Consider the following 21,890-nt stretch of genomic DNA (forward strand, 5'->3'; position numbering starts at 1 on the left):
GTAGATTTCGATATAATGTAGACTTGACTGATTTGTGCGCGCAGTAGAAATTTAGAAAGAAGGTGTAACTTATGACACAACAAACTTTTACACAGTATGATTTTAAACCATTTTTAATAGATGCAGTTCGTGAACTACGCTTTACAGAGCCGACAGGAATTCAGCAGAAAATTTTCCCGGTCGTGAAAAAAGGTGTAAGTGTAATTGGACAATCCCAAACAGGTTCTGGGAAAACACATGCATACTTACTTCCTACATTGAACAGAATTAATGCAAGCCGTGAAGAAGTACAACTTGTTATTACAGCACCTACTCGTGAGTTAGCACAACAAATTTACGAAGAGATTGTGAAATTAACAAAATTCTGTGCGGAAGATCAAATGATTACAGCGCGTTGTTTAATTGGTGGAACTGATAAACAACGTTCAATTGAAAAGTTGAAAAAACAACCTCATATCGTAGTCGGGACACCAGGACGTATTAAAGACTTAGTAGAAGAACAAGCATTATTTGTTCATAAAGCAAATACGATTATTGTCGATGAAGCTGACTTAATGCTTGATATGGGATTCATTCACGATGTAGATAAAATTGCAGCACGCATGCCTAAAAACTTGCAAATGCTAGTTTTCTCTGCAACAATTCCTCAAAAACTAAAACCGTTTCTGAAGAAATATATGGAGAATCCAGAGCATATTCATATCAATCCAAAACAAGTTGCAGCTGGAAACATTGAACACTATTTAGTGCCTTCTAAACATCGTAATAAAATTGATTTAGTGAATAAAATGCTACTTCAATTTAAACCGTATTTAGCAGTTGTTTTCACGAATACGAAAAAAATGGCAGATCAAGTTGCTGATGGATTAATGGAACGCGGCTTAAAAGTTGGACGAATTCACGGGGATTTATCACCACGTGATCGTAAAAAAATGATGAAACAAATTCGTGACCTTGAATTCCAATATATTGTTGCGACTGATTTAGCAGCACGTGGTATTGATATTGAAGGAATTAGCCATGTTATTAACTATGAACTACCATCAGATTTAGATTTCTTCGTTCACCGCGTTGGAAGAACAGCACGTGCGGGGCATTCTGGTATTGCAGTGACGATTTATGATCCAGCAAACGAGGAAGCATTAGATAGCTTAGAAAAACAACGTCATATCGAGTTTAAACATGTAGATTTACGCGGAGATGAGTGGGCGGATTTAGGTGAGCGTCGTCGTCGTAAGAGCCGTAAAAAACCAAATGACGAACTTGATGTTATGGCAACGAAAGTTATTAAAAAACCGAAAAAAGTAAAACCAAACTATAAACGTAAACTTGCAACAGAACGTGACAAAGTGAAGAGAAAATATAGCAATAAAAAAAGATAAGGGGTTTCCCTTATCTTTTTTTAATCCCGCTAATTTAAATGAAGAGTATAGTCTGTTTAAATACTCATATAAATTTGTGTAGTGCGTCTTTTGTGAACAAACAATTCACTACATATTTCTACAAATTATGCTATCATTATATCTATTGTATATTGAAGAGGTGATTGTATGTTAAAGATTGGATCTCATGTTTCCATGAGTGGTAAGAACATGTTATTAGCAGCAAGTGAAGAGGCTGTTTCATACGGTGCAACAACGTTTATGATTTATACAGGTGCACCGCAAAATACACGAAGAAAACCAATTGAAGAATTGAACATAGAAGCAGGAAGAAAACATATGGAGCTGAATGGTATTGAGGAAATTATCGTCCATGCGCCGTATATTATTAATGTTGGGAATACGACGAAGCCAGAAACATTCCAATTAGGTGTAGACTTCCTTCGTATGGAAATTGAAAGAACATCGGCATTAGGTGTAGCGAACCAAATTGTTCTTCACCCAGGAGCGCACGTTGGTGCTGGAGCAGATGCTGGTATTCAACAAATTATTAAAGGGCTTAATGAAGTACTAACGCCAGAACAGACGGTTAACATTGCGTTAGAGACGATGGCAGGAAAAGGAACAGAATGTGGTCGTAGCTTTGAAGAAATTGCAAAGATCATTGATGGCGTAAAATATAATGAAAAGCTATCTGTATGCTTTGATACGTGTCATACGCACGATGCAGGATATGATATTGTAAATGACTTTGACGGTGTATTAAACGAATTTGATAAGATCGTTGGTATAGATCGTTTACAAGTACTTCATATTAATGATAGTAAAAATGTACGCGGAGCAGGAAAAGACCGTCATGAAAACATCGGATTTGGTCACATTGGGTATAAAGCGTTGCATCACATTGTACATCATCCACAGTTAATGCATGTACCAAAAATTCTTGAAACACCGTATGTAGGGGAAGATAAAAAAGATAAGAAGCCACCATACAAATTGGAAATCGAAATGCTGAAAAACGGTACTTTTGATGAAGGGCTTCTTGAAAAAATTAAAGCGCAATAAGGAGGGGATTTCCCCTCCTTATTTTAGTAATTGCTGAAATAATGTATTTACTTGTTGGGCAGTGGCAGGGGAAGTTACTTTTGCGATCTGTTTTAAGAGCTCTAGTCGCTCGTTGTTATCGTAAATATTAATATTTTTACCTTTCATAAGTAAAACGATTTGGTCAGCTTGTGCAGTCGTAATAGAAACTTCATATTCTTTGCTATATTTTAATAACTCTTTTGTAGAAATATGATTTAATTTTTTATTAACAATTTGTTTAATGAGGTTCATCTTATTATCCTCCTTCACGCGTTCTTCTATCGAAATATATGAGCATATAGCTTGTACATATTCGTATAGAGTTTCTTTTTTCATGAGGAAAAGAAGCGTATGTTATAATATAAGGACAAAACTACAGAAAAAGAGTAAAGGGAGGACCTATGGAGCAAAAGCAACATCGAAAAGAAAGTGTTATTCATCTCATTTATCGTTTAGTTATGATTATTTTTGGGGCAGCATGCGCGGCGGTAGCAATTGAACTATTTTTAATGCCAAATAAAATTATTGATGGTGGAATTATTGGTATTTCTCTTATATTAGATTATCTTACTCCTAATATTTGGTGGTTAAGTTTTTCTACTTTAGTCGTTGTTCTCAATATCCCATTTATGTATTCGGGTTATAAGCAAATTGGAAAAACATTTATGTTATCTTCGGCATTTGGTATTGTAGCACTAGCATTCATTGAGTCAACGTTACATGCGGTGCCACCGTTTACAACAGAGCCTATTTTAGCGACTGTGTTTGGTGGTCTTATTTTAGGTCTTGGTGTAGGACTTGTAATTCGTCATGGTGGATCGTTAGATGGAACTGAAATTATGGGGATTTTATTAACGAAGAAATTACCGTTCTCTGTTGGTGAATTCGTAATGTTTGTGAACTTATTTATTTTTGCATGGGCAGCATTTGTGTTTGGTGTGGAACAAGCGATGTATTCTGTTATGACGTACTATATTGCATTTAAAACAATCGATACAGTAATTCAAGGGCTAGATGAAACGAAAGCAGTTTTAATTGTATCTGATCAATATGAGGAAGTATCAAATGCGATTTTACATCGACTCGGCCGTGGAACTACAAAGCTTGTAGCAAAAGGTGGTTATACAGATAAAGAAAAAGAAGTTATTTATGCAGTTGTAACGCGTCTAGAAGTGACGAAGTTAAAGTCAATTGTGCATGAAATTGATGAAAATGCGTTTGTTACGATTATGAGCACGCAAGAGACAAATGGTGGTAAGTTTAAATCGGCTATTCACTAAACGTATATAGGAATATTTTTCGAAAGCAGAGAATTTTTCTCTGCTTTTTGTTATAATAGTAAGGTTTCTTGAAAAAATAGATATATTTTAGGCAGATTGGTTTACAACTATAATAAGCTGTACTATAATTCAAATAGATATAAATCGGAATCATTCTGAATTAAAATAGGTGAGATGCTATGAATAATATATTAGAGATTGAAGGTTTAACATTCCGATACGAAGATCGGAATGTGTTAGAAAATATTAATTTGCAAGTTCCGAAGGGAGCTTTTTTAGGTTTAGTGGGACCGAATGGTTCAGGTAAATCAACTTTACTTAAGTGTTTATTAGGCGTTTTAAAGCCAAAAGAAGGAAGCATTCGTGTGTTTGGCGTTGATAGTAAGAAGTTTAAGGAATGGAATAAAGTTGGTTATGTATCCCAAAAAGCAAATAGTTTCAATTCTGGTTTTCCAGCAACTGTTTCTGAAGTTGTGTCAATGGGACTTGTTTCGAAAAAAGGGCTTTTTCGCTTTTTCACAAAAGAGGATAAGAAAAAGGTAGAAAAAGCAATTGCTGATGTAGGGATGAGTGAGTTTCAAGGTCGTAATATTGGAGAGCTTTCTGGTGGACAGCAACAGCGTGTATTTATTGCTCGTGCGCTCGTTAGTGATCCTGAATTGCTTATTTTAGACGAGCCTACTGTTGGAATCGATGTAAAAAATGTGGAAAGTTTTTACGAAATATTAGAGGATTTAAACAAAAGGCTCGGGATCACATTAATTCTTGTTACTCATGATATGGGAGCTGTTACCGAAAAAGTAACACATGTTGCATGCCTAAACCAACATCTACATTTCCATGGAAATGTAGAGAAGTTCCGAGAGTTAGAAGATGCAGAAATGTCCGTCTTATATGGACATCATGTTCATCGTTTAGAACACGAACATGAGCATCACGGGAGGATATAATGATACAAGATTTTTTACAATATGACTTTTTACGTAATTCTTTATACGCAGGTATTTTAATTGGACTTGTTGCACCGCTAATAGGTGTGTTTGTTGTTATTCGTCGTTTATCTCTTATTGCGGATGCATTAAGTCACGTGACGTTATCAGGTATTGCAGCAAGTTTATTACTTGAAAAAACCATTTTTACAGGTGGATTTTTAAACCCCTTATATATGGGGATGGTTTTTTCAATTGGTGGAGCGCTATTAATCGAAAAGTTAAGAACTGTATATAAGCACTATCAAGAATTAGCAATTCCGATTATTCTTTCGGCAGGGATGGGAGTTGGAGTTATTTTCATTTCACTTGCAAATGGATTTAACACAGACTTATTTAGTTATTTATTTGGTAGTGTCAGTGCTGTAACAAGTACGGATTTAATTATTATTGGGATTGTAGCAATTGTTGTTGTTGCGACAATTATTTTATTATATAAAGAGCTGTTTCTACTATCATTTGATGAGGAATACGCAGTATCAACTGGTTTAAGAGCGAAATGGATTCACTTTATTTTCATTATATTAGTTGCTCTTGTCATTGCAGTATCAATGCGTGTAGTAGGGGTTCTTCTCGTATCATCATTAATGACGTTACCAGTTGCAGCAAGTATTCGTATTGCTAAAGGATTTAAACAAACAATTTTCTTTTCCATTTTATTTGGTGAAATTGCAGTAATTGGTGGAATGTTTGCTTCGTATCAACTTGATCTAGCACCAGGTGGTACAATTGTTATGATAGCAGTTCTTATTTTAATCGGTGCGATTTTATGGAAGAAGAAAAAAACTGCATAAAGTAGGGATAGGTATGAATCTAACAGAAGCTTTACGCCTAATGAAGGAAAAAGGATACAAACATACTGGAAAAAGAGAAGAGATGCTCAGATTATTTGCAGCACATAATCGTTATTTAACTGCGAAAGACGTTTTAGAGCATATGAAAGACGATTATCCAGGGCTTAGTTTTGATACGATTTATCGTAACTTAACAGTTTTTGCTGAGATTGGTGTTTTAGAACAAACGGAATTAAATGGTGAAAAACATTTTCGTTTCACTTGTTCTATTATGGAACATCATCATCATTTTATTTGTTTGGATTGTGGGGGGACGAAAGAGATTACTTCCTGCCCAATGGATTTTATGAATAAAGATTTTACTGGTTATGAAGTAACGGGTCATAAGTTTGAAATATATGGTCGTTGTCCAAAATGTGCAAAGTAAAAGCTCGTCGGTTATATAACTGACGAGCTTTTTTACGTAGAAAAGAAGGTTGCTCACAAATATTGTGGCAACCTTCTTTTTATTGTTCTTGTGTCTCTTTTTCTTTTTCTCGTTCAGCAGCCATTTCAGCAGCAATTACGTCGATTTCTTTTTTCAGTTCTTCTACCATTGTTTCTTCTGGTACTTTACGAACGACTTGCCCTTTACGGAATAATAATCCCTCTCCACGTGCACCAGCAATACCGATATCAGCTTCACGAGCTTCACCAGGACCATTTACAGCGCAACCAAGTACTGCAACTTTAATTGGTACTTGAAGTGTAGAGATGTATTCTTCCACTTCGTTAGCGATGCTAATTAAATCGATTTCAATACGACCACAAGTTGGACAAGAGATAAGTGTCGCTGCGTTAGACGCAAGACCGAATGATTTTAATAATTCACGAGCAACTTTTACTTCTTCAACTGGATCAGCACTTAATGAAATACGTAGTGTATTTCCGATGCCTTTACTTAAGATTGCTCCAAGACCAGCGGCACTTTTTACAGTTCCAGCAAACAATGTTCCAGATTCTGTAATACCTAAATGTAATGGGTAATCAAAAGCGCGAGCAGCTTTCTCGTATGCTTCGATTGCCAAGTTAACATCAGAGGCTTTCATAGATACGATAATATCGTGGAAATCTAAGTCCTCTAAAATTTTAATATGATGTAGCGCGCTCTCAACCATACCATCAGCAGTTGGGTATCCGTACTTTTCTAAAATGTGGCGCTCTAATGAACCAGCGTTTACACCAATACGGATTGGAATACCGCGCTCTTTTGCTGCATTTACAACAGCTTCTACTTTATGGCGACGACCAATATTACCTGGATTGATACGTACTTTATCAATGCCACCTTCAATTGCTTTTAAAGCAAGGCGATAATCAAAATGAATATCAGCAACAAGTGGAATGTTGATTTGTTTTTTTATATCAGCAATAGCATTAGCTGCGCGTTCATCTGGAACGGCAACGCGGACGACTTGACAGCCAGCTTCTTCTAAACGCTTGATTTCAGCAACTGTTGCTTCAACATCATGTGTTTTTGTTGTTGTCATACTTTGTATAATTAATTCATTATTACCGCCAATTGTTAAATTACCGACTTTAACTGGACGTGTTTTTGTACGATGAGTCATTTCATTCACGAATAGATCGCTCTCCTTATAAAAGAAGTTTCTTATTTAGTCCCTCATATCAATGATAGTATACGTGATATAGGGCTATAGAAACCGAAGTGCTCGGTTTCACTTTTACTATTGTATCAGCGCCTTTATGTAATTGACAAGGATTAAGTGATGGCTTATTGATATAACGGGAATTTATAAGACTTTCCAATTTGTATTTTTGTAGCAGATGTACTTTTGTTTAATTGTTTAAAGTCGTCAATGACTTTTTCTATGGAAGGAATTTTTTTCTTGTTAATTTGTTCTGTAATAGAAAGAACTGTCTCGCCAGTTTTTACTTCAATTGTTTTATAAGATGTATCCGTTTCTTTTTCTGTTTTATTCTCTTTATTTTGTTGGCTGTCTGTGTTTTCTTTTTTAATCGTTTGGGCAGCAGTTGTTTTTTTATATGAACTTAACATCGGTAAAGTACCGATTTTTATATCGTAATAAAATATATAACCGAGAACAAGCACGAATAGGAATATACCTAACCTCTTCATATTCTTCACTCCTTTGCTAGGAATATATGCTTGTCCAAAAAAAAAATGCCTATTTAGGCATTTTTTTATTTTTCTTTCGGTTGGGGTACCTCTTTAATCGTTAAGTATAGAACGATTAAAACAACAGCGATATAAATGAATGTTGCGCCAGGTACGACGATTTTGAATAAATCCATAATCATGAAGAAAATGGTTGGGATTGTGTAGCTGTATGCAGTTAGTGTCCAAACTTGTTTATAGGATAGTTTACGTTGACTGCTCATAGCAGAACCGATGAACGCAAGTAAAGTCACGCCTACAAAAGTGATGAATAATTGGAATAGGTACACTAAGAATCCAATAACAAATAATAAAATTGGATAAATATTATCGAATAAAGAAATAAATTCTTGTAGATCTTTTTTCTCAAGAGATGCACCTAACAAATCGTTATAAGAATACGTTTGTGTTTGACCATTTCCCATAGAGACCACTTTATCTTTTAAAACAAATAAACCTGTTTTATTTTGATATTTTTCTAGGTCTGTTGAATTTGGATCAAATACGAAAAGTGCATTTCCTTCTTCTTTTTCAATAGGCTGATCAATATCGGCTTTTAGTTCGCCATTTTCAATTTTAAAATCAGGTAAATCTTTATCGATGACTTGATTTACCATGCCTACACCATCTTGGATAAAACTACCGTACAAAAAAGTTCTTGGAATAGTAGTAATTAAGCAAAGTAGCATAATATACAAAATGGTTTTACCGATTTTTTGAAAACGGAATAGCGCCATATCTTTAGGCGAGTATATGCTTTTTACGAATTGGGTAAATATGGACATAGATTCACTTCCTTTATGTATGTATAAAATCATTGTAACGTAGGAATCTAGAGAATCTCAAGATATATTATATTTACATATAGTGGAGATAACTAAATTTCTTTTTATTAACTTTCTTCTTTTAAATAAGAAAAATACAATTGACACTTTTCTTTTCTATATGGTAAATTTATCTTACATTTCTTAAAGGGCATATCCGATAGGAATTCCTTTATTTGATATGTTGTTACATACATAATTGTGGACCCTTAGCTCAGCTGGTTAGAGCAGACGGCTCATAACCGTCCGGTCGTAGGTTCGAGTCCTACAGGGTCCATATCCATTTCGCATGTTTATTATGTTAGCAGGAAGCTTCCTTGTAGAAGGAAGCTTTTTTTACGGAATATATGAGCATTTTAATTGAAAAGAAGTGGGAATTTTGCTACTTTAATGATAGCAAGACAATGTGATTTATTTGTTTGCACCCTATGGCAATTAGGGTAGAATGAAGTTGTATGTCACTTAAGTGGCAATACATAAACTGGGAGGAATATAACAATGGCAAAACACGAATTACCAAATTTACCTTATGCGTATGATGCTTTAGAGCCTCACTTTGACAAAGAAACAATGAACATCCATCATACAAAACATCACAACACGTACATTACAAACTTAAACGCTGCTTTAGAAGGTCATGCAGAATTAGCTGACAAAAGCGTAGAAGAATTAGTTGCAAACTTAAACGAAGTACCAGAAGCAATCCGTACAGCAGTACGTAACAATGGTGGCGGACATGCTAACCATACATTCTTCTGGACAATCCTATCTCCAAACGGCGGAGGACAACCTGTAGGTGAACTTGCAACTGCAATTGAAGCAAAATTCGGTAGCTTCGATGCATTCAAAGAAGAATTCGCAAAAGCTGGCGCAACTCGCTTCGGTTCTGGTTGGGCTTGGTTAGTAGTAAACAATGGTGAGCTAGAAGTAACAAGCACTCCAAACCAAGATTCTCCTTTAACTGAAGGTAAAACGCCAGTTATCGGTTTAGATGTTTGGGAGCATGCTTACTACTTAAACTACCAAAACCGTCGTCCAGACTACATTGGTGCATTCTGGAACGTTGTAGATTGGAACGCTGCTGAAAAACGTTACCAAGAAGCAAAATAATTGTAATAAATATAGAAAAAAGCTAGGGGAGAACCCCTAGCTTTTTTCTATGCTTTCCTTTTACATAATTGGGCTTGTCTTTGGAAGACTAGAACATGAAGTAAAGGAGAGTTGTGTATGAAGTGGAAACATATAATTGGTGACGTTGAAGTGAATCGGGATTTAGTGTTATTGCTCCTTATAGGAGGTTTATACACGCTCGCAATTTCTTTATCGAATACGTTTGTAAATATTTATTTATGGAAACAAACACAAAATTATGTGAATCTTGGCTTGTATAATTTGGCCAGCGTTATATTACAGCCTCTCACATTTCTTGTAGGGGGAAAATTAGCGAAACGTATCGATCGCTCGATTTTATTACGAATAGGAGTAGGAACGCTCGCAATTTTTTTTATTGTTGTCTTAGTAGCGGGGAAAAGTGCTTCTCAGTATATTTTATTAATGGGGGCTCTTTTAGGAGTAGGATACGGTTTTTACTGGTTGGCTTTTAACTTATTGACATTTGAAATTACAGAACCAGAAACAAGAGATTTCTTTAATGGGTTTCTTGGACTTCTTACATCCTTCTCTGGGATGATCGGACCAATAGCAGCAGGATACACAATTTCACGTATGGAGAAATGGAGTGGTTATACTGTTATATTCTTTCTTTCATTAGTTCTATTTGCAATTGCTGTCGTCTTAAGCTTCTTTTTATCTAAAAGAGAATGTGAAGGGCGTTATGAAATCGTGCAAGTATTGAAAGAACGACGGATTGATAAAAACTGGGGAAAGATTACACGAGCTCATTTTTTCCAAGGATTGAGAGAAGGAACGTTTATTTTTGTCATTTCAGTATATGTTTATTTAGCAACTAATAGTGAGTTCGCATTAGGGAAATATAGTTTAGTGAACTCTGCTGTATCCTTTGTATGTTATTACTTAGTTGCTCGTATGTTAAAGAAGGAGTGGCGAAAAAAAGCAATTTTACTTGGAGGCATTATTTTATATGCTGTCGTCTTTTTAGTTATTTTCAATGTTACATACACGAAATTACTTATTTATGCGGCATGTATTGCGATTGCATATCCTATTTTACTTGTTCCGTATGGATCAATGACATATGACGTAATTGGTAGAGCGAAAAATGCGAGAGAATGGCGTGTGGAATATGTCGTTGTTCGGGAGCTGTGGTTAAACGCCGGAAGAATCTGTTCCATTTTAAGTTTTTTATGTGCTGTACTATTCTTTCCACCTGAAAAAAGTTTACCTTACTTATTATGTATTTTAGGTGCTGGACATTTTCTTATTTATTTTGCAGTTAAAAATGTCAAATATGATGAGGGAAATGCGAGTAAAACAAGTGTTGTAACGCAAGGAAACGCGCAAAACCAAACTGAACCAGAAGGTTAACTTCTCGTTTGTTTTATGCTAGAATAGAAAAAGATGTAAGACAGCAGTGAGGACACCTGTATGAAGGTGTCCCTTTCACATTACATAGCTGTTGGTAGAGGGGGTTTGTATGAGCAAGAAGCAGAAGCAAAATAAGAAAAAGACCCACGTTCCTTTTCGGTTAAACGTGCTGTTTTTCTGCGTGTTTTTAATGTTCTCCGCGGTTATTGTAAGGCTCGGATATGTACAAATTGTTCGTGGTGAAGAATATAAGAATGAAGTGGAGAAGAAAGAAAACTCAACGATAAGTAATCCTGTACCGCGTGGGAAAATATTTGACCGTTATGGGCGAGCTGTAGTAGATAATGTAGCCATTCGTACTATTACATTTACAAAAATGAAAGGATCAACTGCAGAAGATCGCTTAGAAACAGCGAAAAAGCTAGCAGATTTGATTGAAGTACCGACAGATAAATTAACGGATCGCGATAAAAAGGATTATTGGCTTGCTATGCATAAAGAGGAAGCTAAAGAAAAAATTACGAATAAAGATCGTCAAGAGTTTAAAGATAAAAAAATTGATGATAAAGAATTAGACGAGCGCCAGCGAAGTCGTGTAACAGAAGAAGAGGTTAATCAATTATCCGCAAAAGATTTAGAAATACTCGCGATTAAGAGTAAGATGGATGGCGGATATGCAATGACACCTCAAGTTATTAAAAAGGATGCTACAGAAAAGGAATATTCGATTATTAGTGAAAACTTAGCAGCATTACCAGGTGTAGATACGAATGTTGATTGGGATCGAAAATATACGTACGATGATTTATTCCGAAGTGTACTTGGTGGGGTGTCGACATCTGATGAAGGTTTACCGAGAGAAAGACTAGATTACTATCTTGTTCGTGATTATAATCGAAATGACCGGGTAGGAAAAAGTTATCTTGAGCAACAGTATGAAGATAGCCTACACGGTACGAAAGCAGAAGTTAGAAATGTTACAGATAAAAACGGTAATATTTTAGAAACGATTAATGTATCAAAAGGACAAAGTGGTAATGACCTGAACTTAACAATTGATATGGAATTACAAAAGCGCGTGGAAGATATTCTTGCGAAGAATTTAATGAGGTTTAAAGGAAGCGAACCTCTTTTAGATCGCGCATTCGTTGTAATGATGAACCCAAAAAATGGCGAAGTTTTATCTATGGCGGGGAAACAATTAGTTAACGAAGATGGTCAAACGAAAGTAAATGACTTTGCATTAGGTACCATGACAAGTTCTTATCCGATGGGATCAACTGTAAAAGGTGCAACAGTACTTACTGGATATCAAACTGGTGCGATTCAACCAGGATCGGTGCAATTGGATGAACCAATTAAATTAAAAGGTACACCTACGAAGTCGTCTTGGAAAACGATGGGATACATTAATGACCTTACAGCTTTAAAAATGTCTTCTAACGTTTATATGTTTAAAACAGCGATGAATATCGCCGGTGTTCAGTATGTGAGAGGTGGTACGTTAGATATACCTCAAAAAGCATTTGATACGATGCGTTATTATTTCGGACAGTTTGGACTTGGTGTAAAAACAGGAATTGATTTACCGAATGAATCTGCTGGTCAGATGGGTAGAAGTAGTCAACCAGGTTTCTTACTAGATTTATCAATTGGACAGTATGATACGTATACACCGCTTCAATTAGCGCAATATATTTCGACGATTGCCAATGGCGGATATCGTATGCAACCACAAGTTGTAAAAGAAATTCGTCAACCGGCAGTGAAACCGGATGAAGTTGGGAAAGTTGTTCAATCTATGGAACCGAAAGTATTAAATCGTGTTGATATGCCAGAATCGCAAATTAAACGTGTTCAAGAAGGATTTAGACAAGTTTATAATGATTCAGGTGGTACAGCTACAAAATACTTTACAGGTGCAAAATATAAAGCGGCAGGGAAGACAGGTACCGCGCAAACTGTGTATGGCGGAGATAAAGAGATTGGTAGAAAGGCAAACGGTGAACGTGTGGAAACATATAACTTAACATTAGTAGGTTATGCGCCACTTGAAGATCCAGAAGTAGCATTCTCTGTTGTCGTTCCGTGGGTACATGATGATAAGACTGGTATTAATGGATATATTGGTCGTGAAATTATGGACGCTTACTTTGATTTAAAAAACAAAGAAGTAAATGGTGAAGCTCCAAAAGATGATAAAGAAAATAAAAATAAAGAGCAAGATGATGAATAAAAAAGTTGTAAAAAAGCACACTATCTGAAAAGATAGTGTGCTTTTTTTTATGGTTTATGCATATCGTGTAATAAATGTGGACAAGTATACAACATTGAAAAAAACGCGGCCGTATAAATGATACTTGTATATGGTGGGATAGGGGATAACTGTTTTATAGGGAAATTATCAGAGAAAATGAATAACTACTACCGATTAAAATTGTATCCCGCTATTAACGGGCAGTAAGACCCCCATCTCAAAATTCAGTGAAAGCAAAGAAGTTAGGTGGGGGTCGGGCTGTCCGTAAAAGCCCGATTGGTGAGGGCTGATTAAAGTTTCACTTTATCGTATGTTGATTTTTGTGGAACTTTACAAAACTTTTACAAACAATTAAAACCGAATTAATAGTTTAGCAGTATTCTTATATCTGTAATCCTGTTATTTCCGGTTACTTCTAGGAGGAAGAACACGTGAAATGGATGCGTACACCGATTATAATTTTCGTACTATCGATATGGTTCCTCTGTTTTGAAATGTCTACTGCATTTGCTTTAAATGATATGGGAGAAGTGAGAGTTGATGGATCCTCAACGGTTTTTCCTATTATAGAAGCAGTAGCGGAGGAATATACAAAGGTGCATCCAGACGTGAAAATTTCCATCAGTGTTTCTGGAACTGGAGGAGGATTTAATCGTTTCAGTAAAGGAGAAGTAGATATAAATAATGCTTCGAGAGTAATGAAACAAGTCGAGAAAAATGAGATGAAGAAAAACTCTATTCAGTTCACACCTTTTGAGGTCGCTAACGATGGTCTTACAATCGTTGTGAATCGGCACAATACATGGGTAGACGATATGTCAGTAGACGAGTTACGTTTACTGTGGAGTGAAGATGGAAGAGAGAAGCGATGGTCACAAATTCATTCAACATGGCCACGTGAACAAGTGAAGTTTTATGCACCAGGCGTAGACTCTGGTACTTATGATTATTTTCAAAATGTCATCTTACAAAATCATCGCATTGTAAAAAAAGTCTCTTTGTCTGAAGATGATCAAGTTATTATGCAAGGGGTAATGAATGATAAACATGCCATTGCTTTTGTAGGATATGCTTATTATATGGCCAATCGAGATAAGGTGAAAGCAATAAAAGTGAATGGTGTATTTCCGACGAAAGAGACCATTCAGTCAGGTAAGTATAAGCCGTTATCTAGGCCACTACTTACTTATGTGAATAATGCATCTATCCGAAATAAAATGAATGTAGCAAACTATGTTGAGTTTATGATTCAGCATGTTGGTAACCTCGCTGAAGAGGTCGGGTATGTAAAATTAAGAAAAGAAAAATACAATGAACAGCTGCGTATGTTAACAGAAATAAAAAGGTAATGTCAGGGTGGAAAGGGGTTTTCATCTTTGGCTCATAATGACAAAAGTCAAATTACATTTTCTGTACAACATTTGATTGAAAGAAATACAAAACAAAGAAAAAAAACGCAGCGAATCAATCGAATAATGCCTTTGTTACTAAAAATAATTGCTAGCGTTTCTATTGTTACGACACTTGGAATTGTTTTTACGCTCTCTAATGAAACAATCATGTTTTTTCAAAAAATATCATTGTACTCCTTTTTGACGGAGAAAGAATGGTTACCGTTTTTTGAAAATCCTAAATTCGGTATATTACCACTTATATGTGGAACGTTCCTTGTAACAGCAATCGCTATGTTTGTAGCAATTCCTATTGGTTTAGCGTGTGCCGTATTTTTAAGCGAATATGCTTCAAATAGTGCACGGAAAATATTAAAGCCGATGTTAGAGCTATTAGCAGGTATCCCGACAATTGTATATGGTTTTTTTGCATTAACAATTGTTACGCCGCTTTTACAAAGGATTATACCAGATTTACAGTTTTTTAATGCGATTAGCCCAGGAATCGTTATCGGATTTATGATGATGCCTACAGTTGCATCTCTATCTGAAGACGCGATGAGAGCTGTGGCGAAAGGGACGAAAGAAGCTTCATTAGCACTCGGAGCGACGCGGTTTGAAATGGTAAAACAAGTGGTGTTTCCGTCCGCTTTTACAGGGATTATGGCAGCAATTATATTAGCGGCTTCGCGTGCAATTGGTGAAACGATGATTGTTGTAATTGCGGCAGGATCCACACCAAATGTATCGCTTGATCCGACACATTCTATTCAAACGTTAACAGCCTATATTGTGCAAGTAAGTTTAGGTGATGCTCCGCATGGAACGATTACGTATTACAGCATGTATGCTGTAGGTGCAACATTATTTTTGTTTACTTTTATTATGAACATCATTTCGCAGTCAATTATGCGCCGTTTTAGGAGGATGACATAATATGCGGATGTTGAATCATAAAAAAATACAAAAAAACATGGCATCACGCTTTTTAAAAGATCGAATTTACAAATTGTTATTTTATATAGCGATTTTATTTTCAATCGTAATTTTGTTTGTGTTACTGTTTCAAATTGTTGAAAAAGGTATAAGCTATCTTTCAATAGATTTCTTTACAAATTTCGCTTCACGTAATCCGAAAGAAGCTGGTATTGCTGCAGCTTTGTCAGGGACAATATTATTTATGAGTATTGTTATACCTGTTTCTTTTATATTTGGAGTTGGAACAGCCCTTTATTTAGAGCAATATGCGAAGGAATCTCTATTTAAAAAAATAGTAGAGATTAATAATCAAACATTAGCAGGAGTACCATCCGTTGTATTTGGATTGCTTGGTTTAACTATTTTTGTATATGCTCTTCATTTAGGAGAGAGTATAGTTGCAGCAGCACTGACGATGAGTTTACTCGTCTTACCAACAGTTGTTGTGGCGAGTCAAGAAGCAATCCGATCAGTACCAAGTGCATTATTAGAGGGTTCTTACGGATTAGGTGCTACGAAGTGGCAAACGATGTATCAAATTGTATTGCCATATGCTTTCCCGGGGATTATAACGGGCTGTACGTTAGCGATATCAAGAGCAATTGGAGAAGCAGCACCACTATTAGTTATTGGGGCACTTGCGTTTGCAAATTATGTTCCATTTAGTATGTTTGATAGATTTACAGTTTTACCAATTCAAATTTTTAATTGGATGAGTAGGCCACAAGAAGAATTTCAGTATGTAGCAGCAGCTGGGATGATTGTTTTGTTAGGTTTGTTGCTATTTATCAATATATTTGTTTTATGGTTACGAAATCGAAAATAAGTTGGAAGTGGATGAAAGGGGAATTCAAATGGTAGCAACAGTAGTAAATGTACAGGTGAAAAACGAAGAGAAAATCGAGACTGCGCCAAAGAAAGTAGTATTTGATACGAAAAACTTAAATTTATGGTATGGGGAAGACCATGCTTTAAAAGATATTAATTTAAGTATTCATGAGAATGAAGTTACAGCAATTATCGGTCCAAGTGGCTGTGGTAAATCAACGTACTTAAAAACGTTAAATCGCATGGTAGAGTTAGTACCGATCGTTCGAACTACAGGTGTAATTGAGTATAGAGAACGCAATATATTTGATAAATCATATCCAGTTGAAGAATTAAGAACGCACGTAGGAATGGTGTTCCAAAAGCCAAATCCATTTCCAAAATCTATTTATGAGAATGTAGCATACGGTCCAAAAATCCATGGTATTCGTGACAAAAAGACATTAGATGAAATTGTTGAGAAAAGTTTACGCGGAGCAGCGATTTGGGATGAGTTAAAAGATCGTTTGCACGATAATGCATACGGTTTATCTGGTGGACAGCAACAGCGTCTATGCATCGCACGTTGCTTAGCTATTGAGCCAGACGTTATTTTAATGGATGAGCCAACATCGGCACTAGATCCAATTTCAACATTAAAAGTAGAAGAATTAATTCAAGAGTTAAAGAAAGACTTTAGTATTGTTATCGTAACGCATAATATGCAACAAGCAGCGCGTATTTCAGACAAAACCGCTTTCTTCTTAAGCGGGGAAGTTGTGGAGTATACAGATACAAACAAATTATTTACGACGCCTTCAGATAAGCGTACAGAAGATTATATTACAGGTCGCTTTGGTTGATATCGTTGCAAAGCTAAGAGAAAATGCCCTCTTAACAGAGGGCATTTCTTATTTTTATCTCACTTTAATAGGGAAGTAATACCTTCTCTTTATCTTAAGGTTTATTACAAGCGTAAGAGGTTATGTAGGAGATTTATCCCGCTATTTGCGGGCAGTAAGACCCCACCTCAAAATTCAGCAAAAGCAAAGAAGTTAGGTGGGCAGGCGGCCTGTAAAAGCCCGATTGATGAGTGGTGATTAAAGTTTCACTTTGTATATAATGGCACATAATATTGAGGGGGAAGAAAAAATGGTAAGAGAACAGTTTCAAGGTGATTTAAAAGTGTTACAGCAAAAGGTGATTGAGCTTGGCGAATTAGCAAATGCGGCTTTATTGATTGCTATGGAAGGTCTGCATACAAGGGATGTAGAGAAAGCGTTAGAGGTCATTGATGGTGATTACCGTATGGATAATTTAGAAGAGGAAATAAACGATCTTGCGCTTATGCTCATTACGAAGCAGCAACCTGTAGCAAGTGACTTAAGAAGGATCTTTATTTCAATTAAAACAGCGACAGATTTAGAGCGTATTGCAGATCATGCTGTTAATATTGCAAAGGCTACAATTCGTCTTGGGGAAAAAGAAGTGGCTGTTAGTTTGCATAACCTGGATGAAATGTTTGCGGTTGCAAATAAGATGTTGCATTTAGCGTTAGAAGCATATGAACAAGAAAATTTAACTTTCGCGAAACAAATTGCTGAAATGGATGATTCCGTTGATGAAATATATGGAAAAGCAATTCGTGAGTTTATATCTTCAGTTCCGGAACAACCAGAAGCAATTACGCAAATTACACAATTATCATTTGTGGCGAGATATATTGAGCGTGTAGCAGACCATATTACAAACATTGCTGAAAATGTATTTTATTTAGTAAAAGGAAAGCATTATTTATTGAATGAGTAGGAATGAAAGTAGGTGATGAGAAATCACCTGCTTTTTTTAGTCAAAACATGACAAAAAAAGCTCGTTGTTTCCTTTAGTTTATGATGATAAGATGTATCATAATGTAATGGGAAAATTAGTATATATGTTGTTCGTTAATAAGTATTATTTATCAATTAATAGTAAGCGCTTTCTTGTTGTTTGAAACGTACGTTTTTATAGGTGGGAAATTTAATTATAGGGTCTTTTAAATGAGGATTCGTTTAACTAATCAAGTTTATGCTGCTAGTTCATGTGGGATAGAGAATATACATATGGTATATGGAGCTACTGAACATTATATAAGTGGAGGCTGAAGTATATGAAGGGGGTTATTTTAGCTGGAGGAAAAGGAAGACGCCTTAGACCATTAACATGTAATACTCCAAAGCCGATGTTACCATTATTAGAAAAACCAGTTTTAGAATACAATATTGAGTTATTACGCCAGCATGGTATTCGTGAAATTGCAATTACTGTTCAATATATGAGTACGACGATTAAGCGATATTTTGGTGATGGTAGTAAATGGGGAGTTAACTTGTATTATTTTGAAGACTCTCCTCCGCTTGGTACAGCAGGGAGTATTAAACAAGCAGAACAATTTTTAGATGAAACATTTGTTGTAATAAGCGGGGATGCATTAACTGACTTTCAATTATCAGAAGGAATTAGGTTTCATGAACAAAAGAAAAGAATGGTAACAATGTTTGTGAAAGAAGTAGAAAATCCACTCTCATTTGGATTGGTTGTAATGAATAAAGACCAGGAGGTTACACGATATATAGAAAAGCCGGGCTGGAATGAGGTAGTATCTAATGTTGTGAATACAGGCATATATATTATGGAGCCAGAAATCTTTTCTTACATACCGCCTAGACAATTTTTTGATTTCAGTCATGATGTGTTTCCGTTATTGGCAAACAAAAATGTGTTATTCGCATATTTGTCAGAAGGTTATTGGTTAGATATCGGTACATTTAATCAATATCGACAAGCACAATTTGATTTGTTAACGAAAAAGTTACAAGTACCTATTCCTTATACGGAAGTATTACCGATGGTATGGATGGGAGAAGGGGTGACGATTGGGAAAGGGACAAAAATTCATGGCCCCTCTTTCATTGGAGAAGGAGCAAAGATTGGTACAGGAGCTGTAATTGAGCCATATTCTATTATTGGAAAAAATAGTATCGTTTCAAATTATTCTCATCTTCAAAAAAGTATTGTTTTTGCAAATGCCCATATTGGAAAGTATTGTGAACTATTAGAAACGACAATAGGAGAGCGTACAATAGTTGAAGATGACGTTACACTGTTTCAAAAAAGCATTGTAGCGGATCACTGTCATATCGGGAGAAGTACGATAATTAAGCAAAAAGGAAAACTATGGCCTTATAAGGCGATTGATAGTCATTCGATAGTAGGAGCGGCTGGTATTCAAGAGAGTGAAATGAGTGCAGGGTGGTTACAAAAAAGCCGCATTGTAGGAAGAGGGAATGTTGAAATTACTCCCCAGTTTATCGTGAAGATTGCGATGGCGTATGGCTCTCTTTTTACAAAAGGAGAAAGTATATTAATTGGAAGTCAAGAAAATATAGAAACAACCTCTTATAAAAATTTATTTTTACATGCTATTCATGGTATAGGGATTCATACGATGGAATGCAAAGAAATGAACGAGTCACTTTTTCAATATAGTGTTCATCATTTGCAATGTGCAGGTGGGGTTTTCATTCAAGTGGAGAATGAGAATGAGATTGTTATAAAGTTGTATGGTCAAGCTGGCATGCCGTTAACGTATAAGCAGCAAAAAGAGATAGAACAAGTATATATGTCCGAATTGTTTTATTACGTGCATGAGAAAGAGATGGGGAGAAATAAGCTGGTTCATGTTTCTATGAATGAGTATATAGAAGTTATATTGGGGCATATTGATATCGAGAAAATACAGATGCAGAAGTTTCATCTTCTTATTAATAAGAGAAATGATACGTTGCAACATTTACTTATGCTCTTTCTACAAAGACTTGGTTGTACAGTTACATGGATTTATGCAAGCGAACAAAAAGATCATGTGAAAGCTTTGATGAAATCAAGTAAAGCAAATATGGCTCTTATGTTTTCTGAGCAAGGAAATCATTTCGAGTTATACGATAAACATAGTAATATTTACCAAGGTACAGATTTGGAAGAGGTAGATATTCCAGATTTCTTACTCGAATCTACAGGAAATATTTACCCAATGTCTTTGAAATTAGGAGAATGTTATCTTCTGTTTTATACGCAGGATGAAAGGAAGTCGTTTCAAGTAAGGTGGAAGCGAGATATTTTATATCGAATTGGAAAATTATTTGAGCTAATAGCATTGCAAGGAAAAACGTTTCTCAGCATAGTAGAGCAATCACCTCCGCTCTATTTACTTTATGATGAAGTGGTATGTTCATGGAATGAAAAAGGGAAAATTATGAGGAAATTATTGGATGATATTGAAAGGAAGGGAGAAGGTATATTTGAAGGAGTACAGTTCAAATATACTGAAAAAGAGTGGTCTTATATCGTTTCTGACACAAAACAACCAAAATTTTTAGTGTATTCACATGCTAGAAACCCAGTAATAGCAAGGGAAAACATGAAAAATCTTATAGAAAAAATTAGACAATATCAAAAGGTGTAGAATTTTTATTTTAAAAGTGGTATTATAGTATAGTCTGATTTAAGTTATTAGTACTGGAGGGAAATAAGAATGCGTGTGAATATTACTCTAGCATGTACAGAATGCGGAGATCGTAACTATATCTCAAAGAAAAATAAACGTAACAACGCTGAGCGTATCGAGCTTAAAAAGTATTGCAAGCGTGACAAGAAGTCTACGTTACACCGTGAAACAAAGTAAGCAGTAGGAATATTTTCCTACTGTTTCTTTTTTTATTCGATTCCTATGTTAAAAGTGATACACTATCATCATAGAGTAAAGTGTCACTGTAAGGAGGAGAATGTGTGAAAGAAGAGAAAGTGCGTTTGCGTAAACAAATAATAGAACACATGAATTCTTTATCAGAAGAACAATATACAACTTTATCAGAACAGATTGCATTTTCGTTGTATGCGCAAAAAGAGTGGGTTGAAGCTAAAACAATTGGAATTACTCTCTCAATGGAAAATGAAGTGAATACATATCCTATTATCGAAAAAGCTTGGGAAGAAGGAAAGAAAGTTGTAGTTCCTAAGTGTAATAAAGGAACAAGAACGATGTCCTTCCGGAAAATTAGTGATTTTGATCAATTAGAAACGGTGTATATGAACTTACGTGAACCGATTCCGGGACTTACGGAAGAAGTGAGTGCGGATGACATTGATCTTCAAATTGTGCCAGGCGTAGCTTATACAGAGCGAGGAGAACGGATTGGATACGGCGGGGGCTATTATGATCGTTATCTCGTGCATTATAAAGGGAAAACGCTATCATTAGCATATGATTTTCAAATGGTAAAACACATTCCGATAGAGCCATTTGATAAAAATATAGAAAAAATTATTACAGAAAAAGGAACAATGCTTATAAATGAGCTTGTATAGACAAATAAAAAT

21 protein-coding genes and 1 tRNA gene are annotated in these 21,890 nt (G+C 35.6%); 18 read left to right on the plus strand and 4 right to left on the minus strand.

The features are described from left to right. Window positions 1-71 precede the first annotated feature (71 nt). Together MRP26_RS05400 and MRP26_RS05405 are read left to right on the plus strand one after the other, a co-directional pair. Complete coding sequence (locus MRP26_RS05400) at window positions 72-1,382, plus strand: DEAD/DEAH box helicase (protein ID WP_000194023.1); 1,311 nt, start codon at window positions 72-74, stop codon at window positions 1,380-1,382. A 168-nt stretch (window positions 1,383-1,550) separates the two neighbouring features. Then, complete coding sequence (locus tag MRP26_RS05405) at window positions 1,551-2,447, plus strand: deoxyribonuclease IV (RefSeq protein WP_242806027.1); 897 nt, start codon at window positions 1,551-1,553, stop codon at window positions 2,445-2,447. Window positions 2,448-2,465: 18 nt separating this feature from the next. Here MRP26_RS05405 and MRP26_RS05410 read toward each other — a convergent pair whose 3' ends face one another. Next, window positions 2,466-2,720, minus strand: a complete 255-nt coding sequence (locus tag MRP26_RS05410) for a DUF2624 domain-containing protein (RefSeq protein ID WP_001048958.1) — start codon at window positions 2,718-2,720, stop codon at window positions 2,466-2,468. Between the two features lie 149 nt (window positions 2,721-2,869). On the opposite strand from MRP26_RS05410, the gene MRP26_RS05415 reads away from it, so the two are divergent. The 4 genes from MRP26_RS05415 to MRP26_RS05430 all read left to right on the plus strand — a co-directional run bounded on the left by MRP26_RS05415 (window position 2,870) and on the right by MRP26_RS05430 (window position 5,958). Then, window positions 2,870-3,748: a YitT family protein gene (locus tag MRP26_RS05415; protein WP_000435960.1), complete on the plus strand. Its 879-nt coding sequence runs from the start codon at window positions 2,870-2,872 to the stop codon at window positions 3,746-3,748. A gap of 179 nt (window positions 3,749-3,927) precedes the next feature. Further along, window positions 3,928-4,698, plus strand: coding sequence for a metal ABC transporter ATP-binding protein (locus MRP26_RS05420; RefSeq protein WP_001059662.1), 771 nt, complete (start codon window positions 3,928-3,930; stop codon window positions 4,696-4,698). Continuing rightward, a complete protein-coding gene (locus MRP26_RS05425; protein WP_000613817.1) occupies window positions 4,698-5,531 on the plus strand; it encodes a metal ABC transporter permease in 834 nt (277 codons plus the stop codon). The genes MRP26_RS05420 and MRP26_RS05425 overlap by 1 nt, the downstream gene beginning before the upstream one ends. Before the next feature lie 13 nt (window positions 5,532-5,544). Further along, a complete protein-coding gene (locus MRP26_RS05430) occupies window positions 5,545-5,958 on the plus strand; it encodes a Fur family transcriptional regulator (protein ID WP_001054516.1) in 414 nt (137 codons plus the stop codon). A 79-nt stretch (window positions 5,959-6,037) separates the two neighbouring features. Here MRP26_RS05430 and ispG read toward each other — a convergent pair whose 3' ends face one another. The 3 genes from ispG to yqgB all read right to left on the minus strand — a co-directional run bounded on the left by ispG (window position 6,038) and on the right by yqgB (window position 8,495). Further along, window positions 6,038-7,141 carry a flavodoxin-dependent (E)-4-hydroxy-3-methylbut-2-enyl-diphosphate synthase gene (gene ispG / locus MRP26_RS05435; RefSeq protein WP_161114734.1) on the minus strand — a complete coding sequence of 368 codons (1,104 nt, stop codon included), beginning with the start codon at window positions 7,139-7,141 and terminating at the stop codon, window positions 6,038-6,040. A 164-nt stretch (window positions 7,142-7,305) separates the two neighbouring features. Then, entirely contained in the window at window positions 7,306-7,671 is a 366-nt protein-coding gene (gene yqfZ, locus MRP26_RS05440; RefSeq protein WP_000825415.1) for a protein YqfZ, read from the minus strand. A gap of 65 nt (window positions 7,672-7,736) precedes the next feature. Beyond that, window positions 7,737-8,495 carry a protein YqgB gene (yqgB, locus tag MRP26_RS05445; RefSeq protein ID WP_242806028.1) on the minus strand — a complete coding sequence of 253 codons (759 nt, stop codon included), beginning with the start codon at window positions 8,493-8,495 and terminating at the stop codon, window positions 7,737-7,739. Window positions 8,496-8,737: 242 nt separating this feature from the next. Here yqgB and MRP26_RS05450 point away from each other — a divergent pair. The 12 genes from MRP26_RS05450 (at window position 8,738) to MRP26_RS05510 (ending at window position 21,878) form a co-directional block, all read left to right on the plus strand. Beyond that, window positions 8,738-8,811: transfer RNA gene (locus MRP26_RS05450), tRNA-Ile, on the plus strand. Window positions 8,812-9,032: 221 nt separating this feature from the next. Then, window positions 9,033-9,644 (plus strand): superoxide dismutase [Mn], encoded by a 612-nt coding sequence (gene sodA, locus MRP26_RS05455; RefSeq protein WP_001052031.1) that lies wholly within the window; start codon window positions 9,033-9,035, stop codon window positions 9,642-9,644. Window positions 9,645-9,761: 117 nt separating this feature from the next. Continuing rightward, window positions 9,762-11,039, plus strand: a complete 1,278-nt coding sequence (locus MRP26_RS05460) for an MFS transporter (RefSeq protein WP_023523062.1) — start codon at window positions 9,762-9,764, stop codon at window positions 11,037-11,039. Window positions 11,040-11,148: 109 nt separating this feature from the next. Next, a complete protein-coding gene (locus tag MRP26_RS05465) occupies window positions 11,149-13,275 on the plus strand; it encodes a peptidoglycan D,D-transpeptidase FtsI family protein (protein WP_089171763.1) in 2,127 nt (708 codons plus the stop codon). A 461-nt stretch (window positions 13,276-13,736) separates the two neighbouring features. Further along, the gene (locus MRP26_RS05470; RefSeq protein ID WP_206702091.1) at window positions 13,737-14,645 is read left to right on the plus strand and encodes a PstS family phosphate ABC transporter substrate-binding protein; all 909 of its coding nucleotides are present in this window, start codon (window positions 13,737-13,739) and stop codon (window positions 14,643-14,645) included. A gap of 27 nt (window positions 14,646-14,672) precedes the next feature. Beyond that, window positions 14,673-15,623 carry a phosphate ABC transporter permease subunit PstC gene (gene pstC, locus MRP26_RS05475; protein ID WP_000940904.1) on the plus strand — a complete coding sequence of 317 codons (951 nt, stop codon included), beginning with the start codon at window positions 14,673-14,675 and terminating at the stop codon, window positions 15,621-15,623. 1 nt (window position 15,624) lies between these two features. Next, entirely contained in the window at window positions 15,625-16,491 is an 867-nt protein-coding gene (gene pstA, locus MRP26_RS05480) for a phosphate ABC transporter permease PstA (protein ID WP_029443309.1), read from the plus strand. Window positions 16,492-16,519: 28 nt separating this feature from the next. After that, a complete protein-coding gene (gene pstB, locus MRP26_RS05485; protein WP_000226681.1) occupies window positions 16,520-17,335 on the plus strand; it encodes a phosphate ABC transporter ATP-binding protein in 816 nt (271 codons plus the stop codon). Window positions 17,336-17,624: 289 nt separating this feature from the next. Next, complete coding sequence (gene phoU / locus MRP26_RS05495) at window positions 17,625-18,281, plus strand: phosphate signaling complex protein PhoU (protein WP_000251246.1); 657 nt, start codon at window positions 17,625-17,627, stop codon at window positions 18,279-18,281. Between the two features lie 340 nt (window positions 18,282-18,621). After that, complete coding sequence (locus MRP26_RS05500; protein WP_048563824.1) at window positions 18,622-20,976, plus strand: sugar phosphate nucleotidyltransferase; 2,355 nt, start codon at window positions 18,622-18,624, stop codon at window positions 20,974-20,976. A 69-nt stretch (window positions 20,977-21,045) separates the two neighbouring features. Next, window positions 21,046-21,195 carry a 50S ribosomal protein L33 gene (rpmG, locus tag MRP26_RS05505; RefSeq protein ID WP_001265616.1) on the plus strand — a complete coding sequence of 50 codons (150 nt, stop codon included), beginning with the start codon at window positions 21,046-21,048 and terminating at the stop codon, window positions 21,193-21,195. 104 nt (window positions 21,196-21,299) lie between these two features. Beyond that, a complete protein-coding gene (locus tag MRP26_RS05510; RefSeq protein WP_069356203.1) occupies window positions 21,300-21,878 on the plus strand; it encodes a 5-formyltetrahydrofolate cyclo-ligase in 579 nt (192 codons plus the stop codon). The last annotated feature ends 12 nt before the right edge of the window (window positions 21,879-21,890 follow it).

The organism is Bacillus sp. CCB-MMP212 (assembly GCF_022748145.1).
In the GTDB taxonomy this organism is placed as follows: Bacteria; Bacillota; Bacilli; order Bacillales; family Bacillaceae_G; genus Bacillus_A; species Bacillus_A cereus.